Genomic DNA, 15,368 nt, shown 5'->3' with positions numbered 1-15,368 from the left:
CCGGGCGTACCCCAGGGGTCTGGGTGGGGTGCGCGGAGTCGGCGGCGGCCGGCGGCGGCTCGGCGCCCCCGAGCGTCAGCCGGCGCTCCATCCGCTCCAGGCGCTGGAGCAGGCCGGCGGAGGAGTCGTCCGCGCCGGGCAGGAGCATGCGCGCGCAGATCAGCTCCAGCAGCAGCCGGGGCGCCGTGGTGCCGCGCATCTCGACCAGGCCGTTGTGCACGATGTCGGCGCAGCGCGACAGCGTGGCCGGGCCGAGGCGCTGCGCCTGGGCGGCCATCCGCTCGATCTGGTCGGCCGGGCCGTCGATGAGGCCTCTGGCGGCGGCATCGGGCACCTGCTGCAGGACGATCAGGTCGCGGAGACGTTCCAGCAGGTCGGAGGCGAAGCGGCGCGAGTCGTGCCCGGCCTCGGCGACCCGGTCGACGGTGGCGTACGCGGCGGCGCCGTCACCGGCGGCGAGTGCGTCGCACATCTCGTCGATCAGCGCGGCGTCGGTGACCCCGAGCAGCGCGGCGGCCCGGGCGTAGTCGACGCCCTCCGGGCCGGCGCCCGCGATGAGCTGGTCGAGCACGGAGAGGCTGTCGCGCATGCTGCCCCCGCCGGCGCGCACCACCAGGGGGAAGACCGCCGGCTCGACCTTGACGCCCTCCGCCTCGCAGAGCTGCTCGAGATAGGGGCGGACCACCTTCGGCGGGAACAGCCGGAACGGGTAGTGGTGGGTCCGCGACTTGATCGTGCCGAGGACCTTCTCCGGTTCGGTGGTGGCGAAGATGAACTTGACGTACTCCGGGGGCTCCTCGACCAGCTTGAGCAGCGCGTTGAAGCCGGCCGACGAGACCATGTGCGCCTCGTCGATGATGTAGATCTTGAAGCGGCTGCGGGCCGGCGCGAAGAACGCCTTCTCGCGCAGCTCACGGGCGTCGTCGACACCACCGTGGCTGGCCGCGTCGATCTCGATGACGTCGATCGAGCCGCCGCCGTCGGGAGCCAGCCCGCGGCACGAGTCACACTGCCCGCACGGCTCGGGGGTGGGGCCCTGCTCACAGTTGAGGGAGCGGGCCAGGATCCGGGCGCTGGAGGTCTTGCCGCAGCCCCGCGGACCGGAGAAGAGGTAGGCGTGGTTGAGCCGCCCGCTGCGCAGCGCCTGCGACAGCGGCTCGGTGACCTGCTCCTGGCCGATCATCTCGGCGAACGTCCGCGGCCGGTACTTGCGGTAAAGGGCCAGTGCCACCCGTCCCGCCTCCTCTCGACCGAGCCATTCTGCGCCGGTCGGCCCCGGGTGACCACCCACCACCCCGTGACCCGACCCGCAGCGACGTTACCCGGCCCGGGAGACAGAAAGGCCTCCCGTGCACCCGGCAGAGCTCGCTTATCCTTGCTGCCTTCCGGCCCTGGGGAGGTTCACGAGGTACCGCCGCACGGGAGGTGACGCCAAGCCTACCCGAAGGGTTGTGGATCTTCCGGGAGGGTGGGGTGGCCCGCCGTCGGGAGACCTGTATCCTGGCTCGCGGAGGATTCGCCTAGAGGCCTAGGGCGCACGCTTGGAAAGCGTGTTGGGTTCACACCCTCACGAGTTCGAATCTCGTATCCTCCGCTCCATCCCGAAGGGCCGGCACCCGCGTGCCGGCCCTTCGTCGTCTCCCATCCGGCACCCCGTGGCGACCACGCCAGACGCCCCGCTCCCCTCGGTGGGATCTTGACCGGTTCACAACATTCGTCATTCGACATGGGTTCGATCGGGGATTGACATGGTTAACCGGTTAAGTAGACCATCGTAGATACTTCGCCGGGCCGACCGCCGGAAGGGCAACCGACGGTCCGGCCCGTCCGGGCGGCGAACTCCCCGCAACCACCACCCACACGGGAGTTCCTCATGATCCGACGCACCCGCACCCGGGCATGCCTGGCCGGGGCGGCGGCAGCCGTCACCGCGCTCGCCACCGCCCTCGTCACCACGCCACCCGCCCGGGCCGCCGCCGGCGCCTGCTCGGTGACCTGGCAGGTCACAAACGACTGGGGCGGCGGCGCGACCACGAACGTCTCGATCACCAACACCAGCGGCGCCGCCGTGAACGGCTGGACACTGGGCTGGGTGTTCCCCGGCAACCAGGTGATCGGCGACATGTGGAACGCGACGAAGACGCAATCCGGCGCGAACGCCACCGCCACGAACGTCTCCTACAACGCGGGCGTCCCGGCCGGCGGCACGATCAGCTTCGGCTTCAACGTCACCTACGCCGGGTCGAACCCGGCCCCCACCGCGTTCACGTTCAACGGCGCGGCCTGCGGCGACACCGCGCCGCCGAGCCCGACCGGCAGCCCGAGCCCGACCGGCAGCCCCACGCCGGACCCGAGCCCGACCGGCCTCCCCACCGGCAACCTCGCCCTGAACCGGCCGGTCACCGTCTCGTCGACGGAGAGCCCGAACGTCCCCGGGCAGGCGGTCGACGGCAACGGTGGCACCCGCTGGTCCAGCCTCTACGCCGACCCGCAGTGGATCCAGGTGGACCTTGGCGCCACGTACCCGATCAACACCGTGCGGCTGCGCTGGGAGGCCGCATACGGCAGGGCGTACCAGATCCAGACCTCGACGGACGGCACCACCTGGACCCCTGTCTTCAGCACCACCACGGGCGACGGCGGCACCGACGACGTCACGCCCGCCGGGGCCAGCGGCCGCTACGTCCGGATGTCCGGCACCACCCGCGGCACCGCCTGGGGCTACTCGCTCTACGAGTTCGAGGTGTACGCGGTGAAGCCGCCCACCCCGCCCGGCCCGGACTGCGGCCAGGCGCCGGCCGACCCGCAGGCGAACTCGAAGGCCCGCAACCTGATCTGCTACCTGCGCACGCACACCTACGTCAGCGGTCAGACCGACCTGCCGGACGCGGACCGGGTGCAGCAGCTGACCGGCCGCTATCCGGCCATCGTCGCGTTCGACTTCATGGAGTACACCCGGGGCAGCGTGCAGACCCAGCAGGTCATCGACTGGGCCAAGTCGCGCAACGGCATCGTGGCGTTCCAGTGGCACTGGTACTGCCCGCGCGGCGGCAACTACTCCGCGCCCTGCGACTTCCAGCCCGACCTGACCAACCCGTCGTCGAAGCTCTACCAGGACATCGACCTGGTGGTACGCGAGCTGAAGAAGATGGGCGACGCCGGAGTGCCGGTGCTGTTCCGCCCGCTGCACGAGGCCAACAACAACTACATGTGGTGGGCGAAGAAGGGCCAGGACGCCTACAAGCAGCTCTGGCGGCTGATCTATCAGCGGGCTCAGCTCGCCGGCGCGCACAACATCGTCTGGGTGTTCAACGGCATGGCCAGCGGCCAGGGCACCTCGCTGGCGTCCTGGTACCCGGGCGACGGCTACGCCGACCTGGTCACCTCCGACTACTTCCAGAGCGCCTCCGACTTCGCCACCACCAAGGCGGTCAGCGGCGCCAAGACCACCGGTGTGGCGGAGACGTTCAGCCCGCTCAACCCGAACTCCGACCCGGCGTGGCCGTACTTCGTGGTGTGGGCGTCGCGCGACTGGAACGGCAGCGGCAAGGACGTGGCCGGGTTGTGGCGTACCGCGATGGCCGACCCCAGAACCATCTCGATCGACCAGCTCCCCGACATGTCCGCGTGGTGACGACCTGATCGGCGCAGGGCCGGGCTCGTCGAGGTCCGGCCCTGCGCCTCACCGGGCACCCAACTGGTCCCGCCGCCGACTCAGATACGCCGTCTCCGCGCTGTTCCCGGCCAGCTCGATCGCCCTGTCGTACGCCGTCCGCGCCTCCCCGCCCCGCCCCATCCGACGCAGCAGCTCGGCTCGCGTCGCGTGGTACGCGTGATAGCCCTCCAGCGGCAACCCGTCCACCTCGGCCAGCGCCACCTGCGGCCCGTCCAGCTCGGCGACCGCCACGGCCCGGTTGAGCCGCACGATCGGCGACGGGTCGACGCGCACCAGATGGTCGTAGAGCGCGGCGATCTGCGCCCAGTCGGTGTCCCGCGCGTCGCGGGCGTCGGTGTGGACGGCGTTTATCGCGGCGAGGATCTGGTAGCGGCCCGGCGGCCGGCCGGCGGCGATGCACGCGCGGACCAGGGCGTGCCCCTCGGCGATGAGGTCGCGGTCCCAGGCACTGCGGTCCTGCTCGGCGAGGACGACGAGTTCGCCTGTCGCGGAGACCCGCGCGGGCCGGCGGGCCTCGGTGAGCAGCATCAGCGCCAGGAGGCCGGCGGCCTCGTGGTCGTCGGGCAGCAGCGTACGGACCAGCCGGGTGAGCCGGATCGCCTCGGCGGTCAGGTCGGCACGCACCGCCTCCCTGGCCGGGTCGGAGGCGAGATAGCCCTCGTTGAAGATCAGGTACAGGACGGCGAGCACGCCGGCGACCCGGGCCGGCAGATCCTCGCGGGACGGCACCCGGTACGGGATCCCGGCCGCCTTGATCTTCGTCTTGGCCCTGGTGATCCGCCTGCTCATGGCGGCCTCCTGGACCAGGTAGGCCCGCGCGATCTCCGGCACGGTGAGCCCGCCGACCAGGCGCAGCGTCAGCGCCACCCGCGCGTCCATGGCCAGCGCCGGGTGGCAGCAGGTGAAGATCAGGCGGAGCCGGTCGTCGTCGATGACACCGAGCGGCTCCGGCACGTCGGCCAGCATCAGCGCCTCCCGGTGCTTGTCGTCCCGCCGGCTCTCGCGCCGGATCCGGTCGACGGCCCGCCGGTACGCGGTGGTGGTGAGCCACGCGCCGGGGTTCGGCGGTACGCCGTCGGCCGACCACCGTTCGACGGCGGCGGCGAACGCCTCGGCGGTCATCTCCTCGGCCACGTCGAGATCGCCGATGCGCCGGGCGAGCGTGGCGACGACCCGGGCCCACTCCTCGCGGTGGACCCGGGTGAGCGCTTCGCCGGGGTCTGTCACGCGCCCAGGAACGGCCGCAGCTCGACCCGCCTGTTGCACCGCTGCGACGCCAGCGCGGCGAGCGGCAGCGCCACGTCGAAGTCCGGTGCCTCGATGATCCAGAACCCGCCGACGTACTCCTTCGTCTCCACGTAGGGGCCGTCGGTGAGCAGCGGACTCCCGCCCCGCGCGTCCACGACCGTGGCGGTCTCCGGTGCCGCGAGCCCACCGGCGAAGACCCAGTGGCCGTCGGCTCGCAACCGCTCGTTGAACTCACCGATCGCGGCCATCTCCGCCTCGGTGGCCGAGCCGGTCGTGTCGTCGAGTACGGAGATCAGGTACTGCGCCATCGGTTCCTCTTCCACTCTCGCCGGCCGCGGGCCGGGCCGCCGTCACCCCGGCTACGAACACCGCCACCCCGATCCGACAACCGTGCAGGGCGAGTATCGGGCGCGATGATGCGCCGGCGCTGCCGCGCCCGTACGTTGGGCATCGGCCGCGTCACTCGCCGAGCGCGGCGAAGCGCCTGACAATCCGTCGTACACATGTTCCATCCACAGCCTGTGGACGCCGAGAGGACCGGATGAGTTACCAGCTCAGCGCCGTGGTCGCCGACGTCGAGCTGCTTCGCGAGCAGACCGCCGACCTGGACCACGCGGTGCTCGCCGCGCTCCGCCAGGACTTCGCGCTGCTGCCTGTCACCCCGCAACTGGTGCAGGAACTGACCGGCGGCCTGCCGGACTACGCCACCGACGAGCCGCGCGCCGAGCGCCCGTTCCGGCTGGTGCTCTCGCCACCGCTGGCGGAGGTGCTGGCCCGCTGGTCGAGGAGCGGCCCGATGGCGTACCTGGAGGCGGAGTTCGCGGGCGGCCTGGGCCACCAGTCGGCGGTGGTGTGGCTGGACGGCGAGGTGAGCTGGGGCCCGCGGTACGACGCCGCGCTGGACCGGCCGCGAACCGAGTGGCCGATCAACACGGCGCTGGCCCGGCTGGGCGCGGAGCCGGGCGCGTGGATCGACCCGTTCGCGGAACTGGGCCTGCACCTGGAACGCGACACGGACGGCTGGCTGGCGCACGGCCGGCGCGGACTGTCCGCCGACTACTGGGACGAGCTGGCCGAGGAGTGGGAACTACGCCAATCCGACAAACAGCAGCAACCTCATCGCCCCGGTCCCGTTGGTGACTGGGGGATTGCATGAAACTACGACAATTCGGCTTTATTGCCGCACTGCTTGCTGCCGCGTCCGCAGCCGGCAGCGGCGTTCATCCACAGTGGCCCACCCGCCCGGTCGGCGCCGCCCAGGTGGTGAGTCTGGAGGGCCTGCGCAACGCGGAGTTCGGCGACACCGAGGCGGACCTGACCCGGCGCGGCGTGCTGCGCGCCGACGAGGAGGCATGCGGGCCCGCGCTGGTCGGGCACGGTTCGGTCAGCCCGATCTTCGTCGACGACCGGCTCGTCCTGCTCTGGCTCGACGACCCGATGAGCACACCCGAGGGCATCAGCGCCGGCTCATCGGTCGGCGAGGCCCGCGCCGCGTACCCGGGCGCCGTCGACCTGCCGGCACCGCCCGGCAGCCACCGCTTCGCCGGGCTGCTCGCCCGCCACGGCGACCGCGCGTACCTGTTCCTGCACGACGGCGTCACCGTCCGCGAGATCATCGCCGGGTACGCGGACTGGGCCCGCCGCCTCTTCGACGAGGGCTACGGCCCCTGCTGACGACGAAGCGCCCGGGACAACCCGGGCGCTTGATCGATATGGCGGTGGCGGCGGGATTTGAACCCGCGGAGGGCGTAAACCCTCACACGCTTTCGAGGCGTGCTCCTTAGGCCACTCGGACACGCCACCGCCGACGAGGGTACAGGACCGCCGGCTTGGACGCCGAACCGGTATCCCTCGGCCCGGCCTGGCAGGATCTTTGCCATGAGTACGCACATCGGCGCTGAGCCGGGAGAGATCGCCGAGCGGGTCCTGATGCCGGGCGACCCGCTGCGGGCCAAGTGGATCGCGGAGACCTACCTGGAGGGGGCCCGCTGCTACACGACGGTGCGCGGCATGCTGGGCTTCACCGGCAAGTGGAACGGTGTCGACGTGTCCGTCCAGGGCTCCGGCATGGGCATGCCGTCCGCCTCGATCTACGCCCACGAGCTGGTAAACGAGTACGGCGTGAAGTCGCTGATCCGGGTCGGCTCCTGTGGCGCCCTGACCGAGGATCTGCAGCTGCGGGACGTGGTGGCGGCGATCGGCTCGTCCACCGACTCGAACATGAACCGGATGCGCTTCGACGGGCTGATCGACTACGCCCCGGTGGCCGACTTCGGGCTGCTGCGTACCTCGGTCGAGGTGGCCGAGCGGCGCGGCATCAGCATGCGGGTGGGGCCGATCCTGGCGGCGGACGCCTTCTACACGGACCGGCCGGACCTGTACGACACGCTCGCCGACTACGGCGTGCTGGCGGTGGAGATGGAGTCGGCGGCGCTGTACACGATCGCGGCGCGTTTCAAGGCCCGCGCGCTGACCATCCTGACCGTCAGCGACCACATCAAGACCGGCGAGAAGACCACGTCGCAGGAGCGCGAGCAGACGTTCGGCCAGATGGTCGAGATCGCGCTGGACACCATCATCGCCTGACCCGATCGATCCTGGACCGCCCCGTCACCGCCCGGTGGCGGGGCGGTTGCGCGTTACCGGCGTCACAAAAATAAATACGACCGGTCGTGCTTGTTTCGCCTAGGCTGACCGCATGACCTCCGACGGCCGCGTCGCCCGTGGCGACCGCACCCGCACCGCGGTGCTGGACACCGCAGTGGCGCTGGCGACCGAGGTCGGCCTGCACGGTCTGTCCCTGGCCCAGCTCGCCGACCGGCTGGAGGTGAGCAAGTCCGGCCTCTTCGCGCACTGGCGCTCCAAGGAGGCGCTGCAACTCGCCACCGTCGACCGGGCCGTGGCGCAGTGGCAGGAGATGATCGTCGCCCCCGCCCTGGACGCACCCCGGGGCGTACGCCGGCTGCGCGCGCTGCACGAGGCCCGGATCGACTTCTACGCCGCCCGGGTACTGCCCGGCGGCTGCTTCTTCGCCAACACCGAGTTCGAGTACAACGCCCGTCCCGGCCCGGTCCGGGACCGGCTCGCCGACGCGTTGTCCCGCTGGACCGCACTGTTGGAGCGACTCGTCCAGGAGGCGGTCGACCTCGGCGAACTCCCCGCCGACATGGACGTGCCGCTGCTCGCGTACGAGATCGACGCGCTGGGGATCAGCGCGGTGATGCGGTCCCGTCTGCTCGACCCGGACGCCTCCTACCGGCACGCCCGCCAGGGCCTGCTGAACCGGCTGCGGGCGCTCTGCCCGGATCCGGCCCTGCTACCGGAAGGCCAGTCATGAGCCACGCCACCACCGACCGGCCGGTTGCGGAGTTCGGGCACGTCGAGTACGTGCCTGTGCACTTCGACGACCTGGACGCGATGGGCATCCTGCACAACGCCCGGTACGCCGTGCTGCTGGAACGCGCGCTGACGCCGTACTGGGCCGAGCGCGGCGTCGCCTTCCGCGGCGACGTGCACGCCACCCCCGACGTGTTCCACGCGGTCCGCGAGTTCACCATCACCTACCGCGCGCCGGTCATCGGCATCGGCACGGTGGCTGTGCACTTCTGGCTGGAGCACTTCGGCACCAGCAGTGCCCGCTACGCCTTCGAGTTCCGCTCGACCGACGGCGCGACCGTGCACGCCACCGGCACCCGGTCGATCGTCCGGCTCGACCCGGCCACGCTGCGTCCGACCGCATGGACCGAGGTAGCCCAGGGGGTGGCCGCGACGCTGCTGCGCCCCGCGCCGGCAAGCGCCTGAGACAAGAGCGCCTGAGACAAGACCAGAACCCCTCAGCGGAAGAAGGCGCGCAGCAGCGCCGCGCTCTCGCGTTCCAGCACGCCTCCGTACACCTCGGGGCGGTGCGTGACGCGGCGGTCGCGCAGCACGTCCCAGAGTGACCCGACGGCGCCGGTCTTGGGCTCCCACGCGCCGAACACCACTGTCGAGACGCGGGCCAGGGCGATCGCCCCGGCGCACATGGTGCACGGTTCGAGCGTCACGACGAGCGTGCAGTCGTCCAGCCGCCACCGGCCGAGCCGCTGCGCGGCCCGCCGCAGCGCCAGCACCTCGGCGTGCGCGGTCGGGTCGCCGGTCAGCTCCCGCTCGTTGCGCCCGATCGCCAGTTCGGTGCCGTCGGGGCCGTAGAGCACCGCGCCGACCGGCACGTCGTCGGCGTCGGGGGTCGCACCGTCCGGGCCGGTCACCGCGACCTCGAGGGCCCGGCGCATCCACAGCTCGTGCCGCTGCCGGCGGCCCACAGCGCCCGGGTCGGCGAGCGCCTCGTCGGCGCCGGGACCGACGCGCGCGGCCCGGCCGGGGGTGGGCTGCCCCGGGCGTACGGTCTCCAGCGACGGATCGGTCGCGTCTGCCGGTTCGGCGGCGCCGGGCGTCACTGACTCCCCGGGCTCAGACCTCACGCAGCTCCTCGACCTCGTCCACACAGCCGAGCACCTGGCAGATCTCGGCTGTCACGTCGGCCGGCATGGAGCCCTCGTGCGCGCAGAGCGCCAGCAGCTTCTGCGCCGGGATGCCCAGGTCGGCCAGCAGGTCCGCGTCGCCGACCGGGTCGGCCTCCGGGTCCACGGCGGGCTGCTCGCTGTCGTCGTCGCCGGCGGAGGTGCGCGGTTCGTCGACTTCCTCCAGCCCGGTCACCGAGGTCTTCAGGTCGCCGACGAGCAGCGCGCCCAGCCGGGACTCCTCCGCGTACGCCGAGTCCGAGCCGAAGACCCGCAGGTCCTCCCCCTCGTCCAGGCGCAGGATGACCAGGTACGTGTCGTCGGCCTCGACGAACAGCAGCGAGAGGTCGGCGTCCGGCTCGACGTCGCGCAGCCGGTCGGCCACCTCCTCGATGTCGGTGACGCCGCGCAGGCTCACCTCACCGGCGGTCCAGCCGCCGTCGACGCGCGCCACGGCAGCAGCGAAGTACGACACGGTCCCCCCAAATCAGCCTCGGCAGCACGCCGACACGTCACGCGATGCACGTTAACCGGTCGGATCGGCGGGCGAGCGGTCAACGCCCCGTATGGGCCGGCCGTTCCTGAAGAGAAAGCCGGTCAGCCGACGACGCGCCGGCGGGTGGCGATGAGTTGGCGCAGTCGCTCGGTGCGGGCCCGCTGCGGCCGCTGCCGCTGCTGCACCGCACGGGCACCGGCCAACTCGGCGAGGAGTTGCAGGCGACGGCGGCTCCGCTCGGGGTCGAGCCGCGGCGGTGTGGTCCAGGCCATACCGCGAGCGTGGACCGTCCTCACGCGTACGTCAAGGTGGCCTTCGCTACGCAGCGAAACCGGCACCGAAGGTCACCAGAGCGGCCAGTCTCCGGTCTGCGCCCAGCGCATCGCGACGATCCCGGCGGCGATGCTCCAGCCACCGGCGGTGACGATCGCGACGCCCGTCGCCACCCCCCGGTCGCCGTGACGGACCAGCACCGCGGCGGCGACCCACGCCAGGCCGCCGGCCAGCAGCGTCCACCAGGCGTAACCGGCCACGCCGCCGCCGAGCAGCCCGAACAACAGCAACCAGGCGAACGCGACGAGCGCGCCGGCTGCGACGCCGGCGCCGGTGATCGGGTACGGCTCGCGGTAGCTGGGCCGCATCGACGTGCTCGACGGGAACAGCCCGGAGGGCGTACGCGGTGGCGGGAACGCCCCCGGACCGGTCCCCTCGGGTCCGCCGTGCCATCCGTGCGTCACCGCCGCCCCCCTTCCCGGATCACCCGTCCCGCGTTCGGCATTCGTCCCTACGGTAGTGGTCTGTCAGGATGACCGGATGCGCTCGCCATCGATCGGACGCCGGACGCGGCCGGCGTACCCGGTCCTGCTGCTCGTCGCGGCGCTCGCCGCCGGGGGGTGCGCCGCCTCCACCGGGCGCGCCGACAGGTGGCAGGAACCGAGCGCGGTGGCGACCGCGGCGCAGCCCGCCGATCCGGCCCCGTCGTCGGCCGCATCCTCGTCGTCCGCGCCGTCGCCGGCGCGCGCCGACGTGAAGCGGGTCTTCCCGGTGCGGTCCGGCAACGTCGACTATCACCCGACGCACGGCGGCTACCCGGGCACCGACGTGTTCGCCGACTGCGGGGAACCGGTGGTGGCGGTCACCGACGGCGTGGTGCTGGAGGTGAGCCGCGTCGACAGGTTCGACAAGCGCGGGCCGCTGGGCCCGGACAACGGCGGGCTCTCGGTCTCGCTGCTCGGCGACGACGGGGTGCGCTACTACGGCTCGCACCTGAGCGTGATCGCCGCCGGTGTCGACGCCGGGGTACGCGTACGCGCCGGGCAGCAGCTCGGCGAGGTGGGCCGCACCGGCAACGCCAACAACGTCTGCCACCTGCACTTCGGGCTCTCCCCGAAGTGCACGGGCAGTGACGACTGGTGGATCCGCCGGGGAGTGGTCTGGCCCGCGCCGTACCTGAACTCGTGGCGCAAGGGCGGCAACCGCTCGCCGGTCGCCGAGGTCACCACCTGGCAGCGCAAGCACGGCTGTCCGGCCGCACCCGGCCGGTAGGCGCGCGGCGGCTGACCGGCTCGCGGTGCGGGGTCACCCGGCGGGCGGCGAATGCGCGTAGGTTCCAGGACATGAGTGCCCGGGATCCCATCGCCGACCTGCGCCGGATCGCGTTCCTGCTGGAACGGGCCAACGAGGCCACCTACCGGGTGCGGGCGTTCCGGTCGGCGGCGAAGACGCTCGGCGCGCTGCCCGCCGCCGAGGTGGCCGAGCGGGCCCGCACCGGCAAGCTGACCGAGCTGTCCGGCGTCGGTGACGTGACCGCCCGCTGCGTGGCCGAGTCGCTGGCCGGCGAGGAGCCGGTCTACCTGCGCCGGTTGCTGGCGACCGAGGGCACCGACCTGGACGAGGCGGCGGCGAAGCTGCGGGACGCGCTGCGCGGCGACTGCCACACCCACTCGGACTGGTCCGACGGTGGCTCACCGATCGAGGAGATGGCGCTGGCCGCGGTCGAGCTGGGCCACGAATACCTCGTGCTCACCGACCACTCGCCCCGGCTCACTGTGGCCCGGGGCCTGACCGCGGAACGGCTGCGCAAGCAGCTCGACCACGTCGCAGCCGTCAACGAGGCGCTGCCGAAGGGCTTCCGCCTTCTCACCGGCATCGAGGTGGACATCCTCGCCGACGGCTCACTCGACCAGGACGAGGATCTGCTGGCCCGCCTGGACGTGGTGGTCGGCTCGGTGCACAGCGGCCTCAACGACGACCGGGCGAAGATGACCCGCCGGATGCTGACCGCGATCGCGAACCCGCACCTGGACATCCTCGGCCACTGCACTGGCCGGATGGTCTCCTCCCGGCCCGCCGGGGTGACCGGGCCCGGCGACAAGGGGCACCGCGCGCGTACCCGTAAGGAGAGCGAGTTCGACGCGGACGCCGTCTTCGCCGCGTGCGCCGAGCACGACGTGGCCGTCGAGATCAACTCCCGGCCGGAGCGGCAGGACCCGCCGAAGCGGCTGATCCGCCTCGCGCTGGAGGCCGGGTGCCGGTTCGCCATCGACACCGACGCGCACGCGCCCGGCCAGCTCGACTGGCAGCGGTTCGGCTGCGAGCGGGCCGCGCTGTGCGGCGTACCGGCGAAGCGGGTGGTGAACACCTGGACGGCAGACCGTCTGGTGAAGTGGACGGCCGGCCGCGGCTGAGGAGTCAGCCCCGGGTGGCCGCCTCGGCCGGACGGGCGGTGGGTGCCACCGCGTCCGGGCGCGGGCGGCGCCGCCCGAACAGGCCCTGGGCGACAGCGACGCCGACGAGCACCACGAACGCGCCGACCGGCTGGTGCCAGTTCATCCGCTCGCCCAGCACCACCGCGCCGACGAGCACCGCGAACACCGGGATCAGGTAGGTCACTGTGGACGCCGTGCTCGCCCCGGCCAGCCGGATGTTGCGCATGTTGATGACGAAGGCGAGCCCGGTGCCGAGCGCGCCGAGCGCCAGCACGCTCGCCGCCACGCGCGGGGAGAGGCCGATCGGCGACGGCGGCGTGCCGACGAACGGCGCGACCAGCGCGAGCTGCGCGGTCGCCACCAGCAGCTGCGCCGCCGACAGCGACAGACCGGAGTACGCGCTGCCCGCGACGAACCTCTTCTGGTACGGAATGGCCAGCCCGTAGCAGGCCGCCGCGCCGAAGCACATGAGCTGGCCGACGAAGTGGGCACCGCCCACGCCCTCCCAGACGCCGAGCACCACGAGCACGCCGACGAAGCCCAGCCCCAGCCCGACCGCACGCCGGGCGGTCAGCCGCTCGGTGCGGAACACCAGCACCGCCAGCGGCAGCACGATCAGCGGCGTGGTGGCGTTCCAGATGCCGGCGAGCATCGACTCGACCCGCTGCTCGCCGTAGCCGAACAGGGTGAACGGCACCGCGACGCCGAACGCGGCCACCACGAGCATGTGCGCCCAGACCCGGGGCTCGCGGGGCAGCCGGTCGCGCAGCACGGCGAGCACCACGAGCAGCGTCAGCGCGCCGGTGGCCACCCGGTAGAGGGTGAGGTGCACCGGGTGCAGCTCGGCCACGCCGACCTTGATGAACAGGAAGCTGGAACCCCAGATGGCGGCGAGTGCGACGAACCCGGGCAGCCAACTGCGTACCGGGGCCCGGTCAGGAGTGATCTCGACGGTCACCCCTGACACTCTGCCGCAGAGGTCCGACGAAGTCGCGCGGTATTCCGGATGCGGGGTCACGTAGGGTCGCCTCGTGGGACGAATCGATGACCTCGCCAACCGGTACGTGGCCGAGTGGGCCCCGCTGAGCCCGACCGGCGCCACCTACGTCGGCATCGCCGGCTACGACGACCAGCTCGACGACCTGTCGCCCGAGGGTTACGCGGCCCGCGCCGACCTGGCCCGCCGCACGCTCGGCGAACTCGACGTGACCGAGCCGGAGACCGAGGCGGAGCGGACCGCCCAGGAGGCCATGCAGGAACGCCTCGGCCTGGAGCTGGCCCGCTACGAGGCGGGCGAGACCGGCAGCGAGGTCAACGTGATCTCCAGCGGGCTGCACGAGATCCGGATGGTCTTCGACCTCATGCCGACCGACGGCGAGGAGGCGAAGGCGAACGTGGCCGCCCGGCTCAACCGCTTCGCGTCCGCGCTCGACGGCTACAAGCGCACGCTGCGCGAGGCCGCCGCCGCCGGACGGGTCAGCTCGCGGGTGCAGCTCGTCGAGGTCGCCAAGCAGTGCGACGTGTGGGTCGACCCGGAGGGCGACGACTTCTTCCACGGCCTGGTCGAGCGGCTCGACGCCGACGGCGCGCTCGGCGCGGAACTGCGCAAGGGCGCCGCCGCCGCGACCGCCGCCACCGCCGAGTTCGGCCAGTTCCTGCGCACCGAGCTGGCACCGGTGGGCCGGGACAAGCAGGCCGCCGGGCGGGAGCGCTACGAACTGGCCTCGCAGTACTTCCTCGGCGCGACAGTCGATCTGGACGAGACGTACGCCTGGGGTTTCGCGGAGCTGGCCCGGCTGGAGGCCGAGATGCGCGCGGTGGCCGCGCGGATCGCCGGGCGCGGCGCCTCGGTCGACGACGCGGTACGCGCGCTCGACGCCGACCCGGCGCGGACGGTACGCGGCAAGGAGGCGTTCCGGGACTGGATGCAGGCGCTCGCCGACAGGGCGATCACCGAGCTGAACGGCACCCACTTCGACATCCCGGAGCAGGTACGCCGGATCGAGTGCTGCCTCGCGCCGACGAGCGACGGCGCCATCTACTACACCGGCCCGAGCGAGGACTTCTCCCGGCCGGGCCGGATGTGGTGGGCGGTGCCGCAGGGCATCACCGACTTCTCCACCTGGCGCGAGGTGACCACCGTCTACCACGAGGGCGTGCCGGGTCACCACCTCCAGGTCGCCCAGACCGCCGTCCGGGCCGACCTGCTCAACCGCTGGCAGCGGCTGCTGTGCTGGGTCTCCGGGCACGGCGAGGGCTGGGCGCTCTACTCCGAGCGGCTGATGGACGAACTGGGCTACCTCGACGACCCGGGTGACCGGCTCGGCATGCTCGACGGGCAGGCGCTGCGCGCGGCCCGGGTCATCGTGGACATCGGCATGCACCTGGAGCTGGAGATCCCGAAGGACAACCCGTTCGGCTTCCACCCGGGTGAGCGGTGGACGCCGGAGCTGGGCTGGGAGTTCATGCGGGCGCACTGCCGGGTGCCGGACGAGAACCTGCGCTTCGAGCTGAACCGCTACCTGGGCTGGCCCGGTCAGGCCCCCTCGTACAAGGTGGGCGAGCGGATCTGGTTGCAGGCCCGGGAGGACGCGAAGGCCCGCAAGGGCGCCGACTTCGACCTCAAGGAGTTCCACCGCCGGGCGCTCGACCTGGGTTCGCTGGGGCTCGACCCGCTGCGCAAGGCGCTGGCCCGGATCTGAGCCGAGGTGCGGGTGCCGGCGGACGCACCGCCGGCACCC

The 15,368-nt window shown here is 72.4% G+C and carries 16 protein-coding genes, 2 tRNA genes, 1 other RNA gene and 1 pseudogene; 10 read left to right on the top strand and 10 right to left on the bottom strand.

From position 1 onward, the window contains the following. The coding region (locus ACPCK6_RS22755) for a DNA polymerase III subunit gamma and tau (RefSeq protein ID WP_423482157.1) at nucleotides 1-1,231 on the bottom strand (1,231 nt) is incomplete at its 3' end. A gap of 107 nt (nucleotides 1,232-1,338) precedes the next feature. After that, nucleotides 1,339-1,428, bottom strand: an RNA gene (gene ffs, locus ACPCK6_RS22750) — signal recognition particle sRNA small type. A gap of 81 nt (nucleotides 1,429-1,509) precedes the next feature. Here ffs and ACPCK6_RS22745 point away from each other — a divergent pair. Together ACPCK6_RS22745 and ACPCK6_RS22740 are read left to right on the top strand one after the other, a co-directional pair. Then, nucleotides 1,510-1,594: transfer RNA gene (locus tag ACPCK6_RS22745), tRNA-Ser, on the top strand. A gap of 279 nt (nucleotides 1,595-1,873) precedes the next feature. After that, a complete protein-coding gene (locus tag ACPCK6_RS22740; protein ID WP_396880803.1) occupies nucleotides 1,874-3,634 on the top strand; it encodes a glycosyl hydrolase in 1,761 nt (586 codons plus the stop codon). Nucleotides 3,635-3,682: 48 nt separating this feature from the next. On the opposite strand, the gene ACPCK6_RS22735 is transcribed toward ACPCK6_RS22740, so the two are convergent. Both ACPCK6_RS22735 and ACPCK6_RS22730 read right to left on the bottom strand, forming a co-directional pair. After that, entirely contained in the window at nucleotides 3,683-4,903 is a 1,221-nt protein-coding gene (locus ACPCK6_RS22735) for an RNA polymerase sigma factor (RefSeq protein ID WP_423482156.1), read from the bottom strand. Continuing rightward, nucleotides 4,900-5,232 carry a YciI family protein gene (locus tag ACPCK6_RS22730; protein WP_123110606.1) on the bottom strand — a complete coding sequence of 111 codons (333 nt, stop codon included), beginning with the start codon at nucleotides 5,230-5,232 and terminating at the stop codon, nucleotides 4,900-4,902. The genes ACPCK6_RS22735 and ACPCK6_RS22730 overlap by 4 nt, the downstream gene beginning before the upstream one ends. A gap of 233 nt (nucleotides 5,233-5,465) precedes the next feature. Here ACPCK6_RS22730 and ACPCK6_RS22725 point away from each other — a divergent pair, with 233 nt between their 5' ends. Next, entirely contained in the window at nucleotides 5,466-6,080 is a 615-nt protein-coding gene (locus ACPCK6_RS22725) for a hypothetical protein (RefSeq protein ID WP_423482155.1), read from the top strand. After that, a complete protein-coding gene (locus tag ACPCK6_RS22720; protein WP_423482154.1) occupies nucleotides 6,077-6,598 on the top strand; it encodes a hypothetical protein in 522 nt (173 codons plus the stop codon). The genes ACPCK6_RS22725 and ACPCK6_RS22720 overlap by 4 nt, the downstream gene beginning before the upstream one ends. Nucleotides 6,599-6,637: 39 nt before the next feature. On the opposite strand, the gene ACPCK6_RS22715 is transcribed toward ACPCK6_RS22720, so the two are convergent. After that, a tRNA-Ser gene (locus ACPCK6_RS22715) sits at nucleotides 6,638-6,727 on the bottom strand. 75 nt (nucleotides 6,728-6,802) lie between these two features. On the opposite strand from ACPCK6_RS22715, the gene deoD reads away from it, so the two are divergent. The 3 genes from deoD to ACPCK6_RS22700 all read left to right on the top strand — a co-directional run bounded on the left by deoD (nucleotide 6,803) and on the right by ACPCK6_RS22700 (nucleotide 8,725). Further along, on the top strand, nucleotides 6,803-7,510 hold the full coding sequence (gene deoD / locus ACPCK6_RS22710) for a purine-nucleoside phosphorylase (protein ID WP_043327826.1): 708 nt from the start codon (nucleotides 6,803-6,805) through the stop codon (nucleotides 7,508-7,510). A gap of 112 nt (nucleotides 7,511-7,622) precedes the next feature. Continuing rightward, on the top strand, nucleotides 7,623-8,261 hold the full coding sequence (locus ACPCK6_RS22705) for a TetR/AcrR family transcriptional regulator (protein WP_423482153.1): 639 nt from the start codon (nucleotides 7,623-7,625) through the stop codon (nucleotides 8,259-8,261). Continuing rightward, the gene (locus ACPCK6_RS22700) at nucleotides 8,258-8,725 is read left to right on the top strand and encodes an acyl-CoA thioesterase (RefSeq protein WP_423482152.1); all 468 of its coding nucleotides are present in this window, start codon (nucleotides 8,258-8,260) and stop codon (nucleotides 8,723-8,725) included. The genes ACPCK6_RS22705 and ACPCK6_RS22700 overlap by 4 nt, the downstream gene beginning before the upstream one ends. Nucleotides 8,726-8,757: 32 nt before the next feature. On the opposite strand, the gene ACPCK6_RS22695 is transcribed toward ACPCK6_RS22700, so the two are convergent. The 4 genes from ACPCK6_RS22695 to ACPCK6_RS22680 form a co-directional block, all read right to left on the bottom strand. Further along, the gene (locus ACPCK6_RS22695) at nucleotides 8,758-9,225 is read right to left on the bottom strand and encodes a nucleoside deaminase (RefSeq protein ID WP_396881094.1); all 468 of its coding nucleotides are present in this window, start codon (nucleotides 9,223-9,225) and stop codon (nucleotides 8,758-8,760) included. Nucleotides 9,226-9,373: 148 nt separating this feature from the next. Further along, the gene (locus ACPCK6_RS22690; RefSeq protein ID WP_396880797.1) at nucleotides 9,374-9,898 is read right to left on the bottom strand and encodes a tRNA adenosine deaminase-associated protein; all 525 of its coding nucleotides are present in this window, start codon (nucleotides 9,896-9,898) and stop codon (nucleotides 9,374-9,376) included. Between the two features lie 122 nt (nucleotides 9,899-10,020). After that, complete coding sequence (locus tag ACPCK6_RS22685) at nucleotides 10,021-10,191, bottom strand: hypothetical protein (RefSeq protein ID WP_166457820.1); 171 nt, start codon at nucleotides 10,189-10,191, stop codon at nucleotides 10,021-10,023. Between the two features lie 72 nt (nucleotides 10,192-10,263). Continuing rightward, nucleotides 10,264-10,560: a hypothetical protein gene (locus ACPCK6_RS22680; protein WP_318336459.1), complete on the bottom strand. Its 297-nt coding sequence runs from the start codon at nucleotides 10,558-10,560 to the stop codon at nucleotides 10,264-10,266. 172 nt (nucleotides 10,561-10,732) lie between these two features. Between ACPCK6_RS22680 and ACPCK6_RS22675 the strand changes: the two genes are divergently transcribed. Together ACPCK6_RS22675 and ACPCK6_RS22670 are read left to right on the top strand one after the other, a co-directional pair. Continuing rightward, nucleotides 10,733-11,464 carry a M23 family metallopeptidase gene (locus ACPCK6_RS22675; protein ID WP_396880796.1) on the top strand — a complete coding sequence of 244 codons (732 nt, stop codon included), beginning with the start codon at nucleotides 10,733-10,735 and terminating at the stop codon, nucleotides 11,462-11,464. A 71-nt stretch (nucleotides 11,465-11,535) separates the two neighbouring features. After that, a complete protein-coding gene (locus tag ACPCK6_RS22670; RefSeq protein ID WP_396880795.1) occupies nucleotides 11,536-12,606 on the top strand; it encodes a PHP domain-containing protein in 1,071 nt (356 codons plus the stop codon). On the opposite strand, the pseudogene ACPCK6_RS22665 reads toward ACPCK6_RS22670, so the two are convergent. Then, nucleotides 12,489-13,585 (bottom strand): annotated as a pseudogene (locus ACPCK6_RS22665) (DMT family transporter); the annotation flags it as partial. The gene ACPCK6_RS22670 and the pseudogene ACPCK6_RS22665 overlap by 118 nt on opposite strands. Before the next feature lie 73 nt (nucleotides 13,586-13,658). Between ACPCK6_RS22665 and ACPCK6_RS22660 the strand changes: the two are divergent. Next, entirely contained in the window at nucleotides 13,659-15,329 is a 1,671-nt protein-coding gene (locus ACPCK6_RS22660; protein WP_318336060.1) for a DUF885 domain-containing protein, read from the top strand. Nucleotides 15,330-15,368 lie beyond the last annotated feature (39 nt).

The sequence above is a fragment of the Micromonospora sp. AB353 genome (genome assembly GCF_049538395.1).
GTDB lineage: Bacteria > Actinomycetota > Actinomycetes > Mycobacteriales > Micromonosporaceae > Micromonospora > Micromonospora aurantiaca.
The sequence above is the reverse complement of the archived record's forward strand: the minus strand, read 5'-3'. Positions and strand labels throughout refer to the sequence as shown.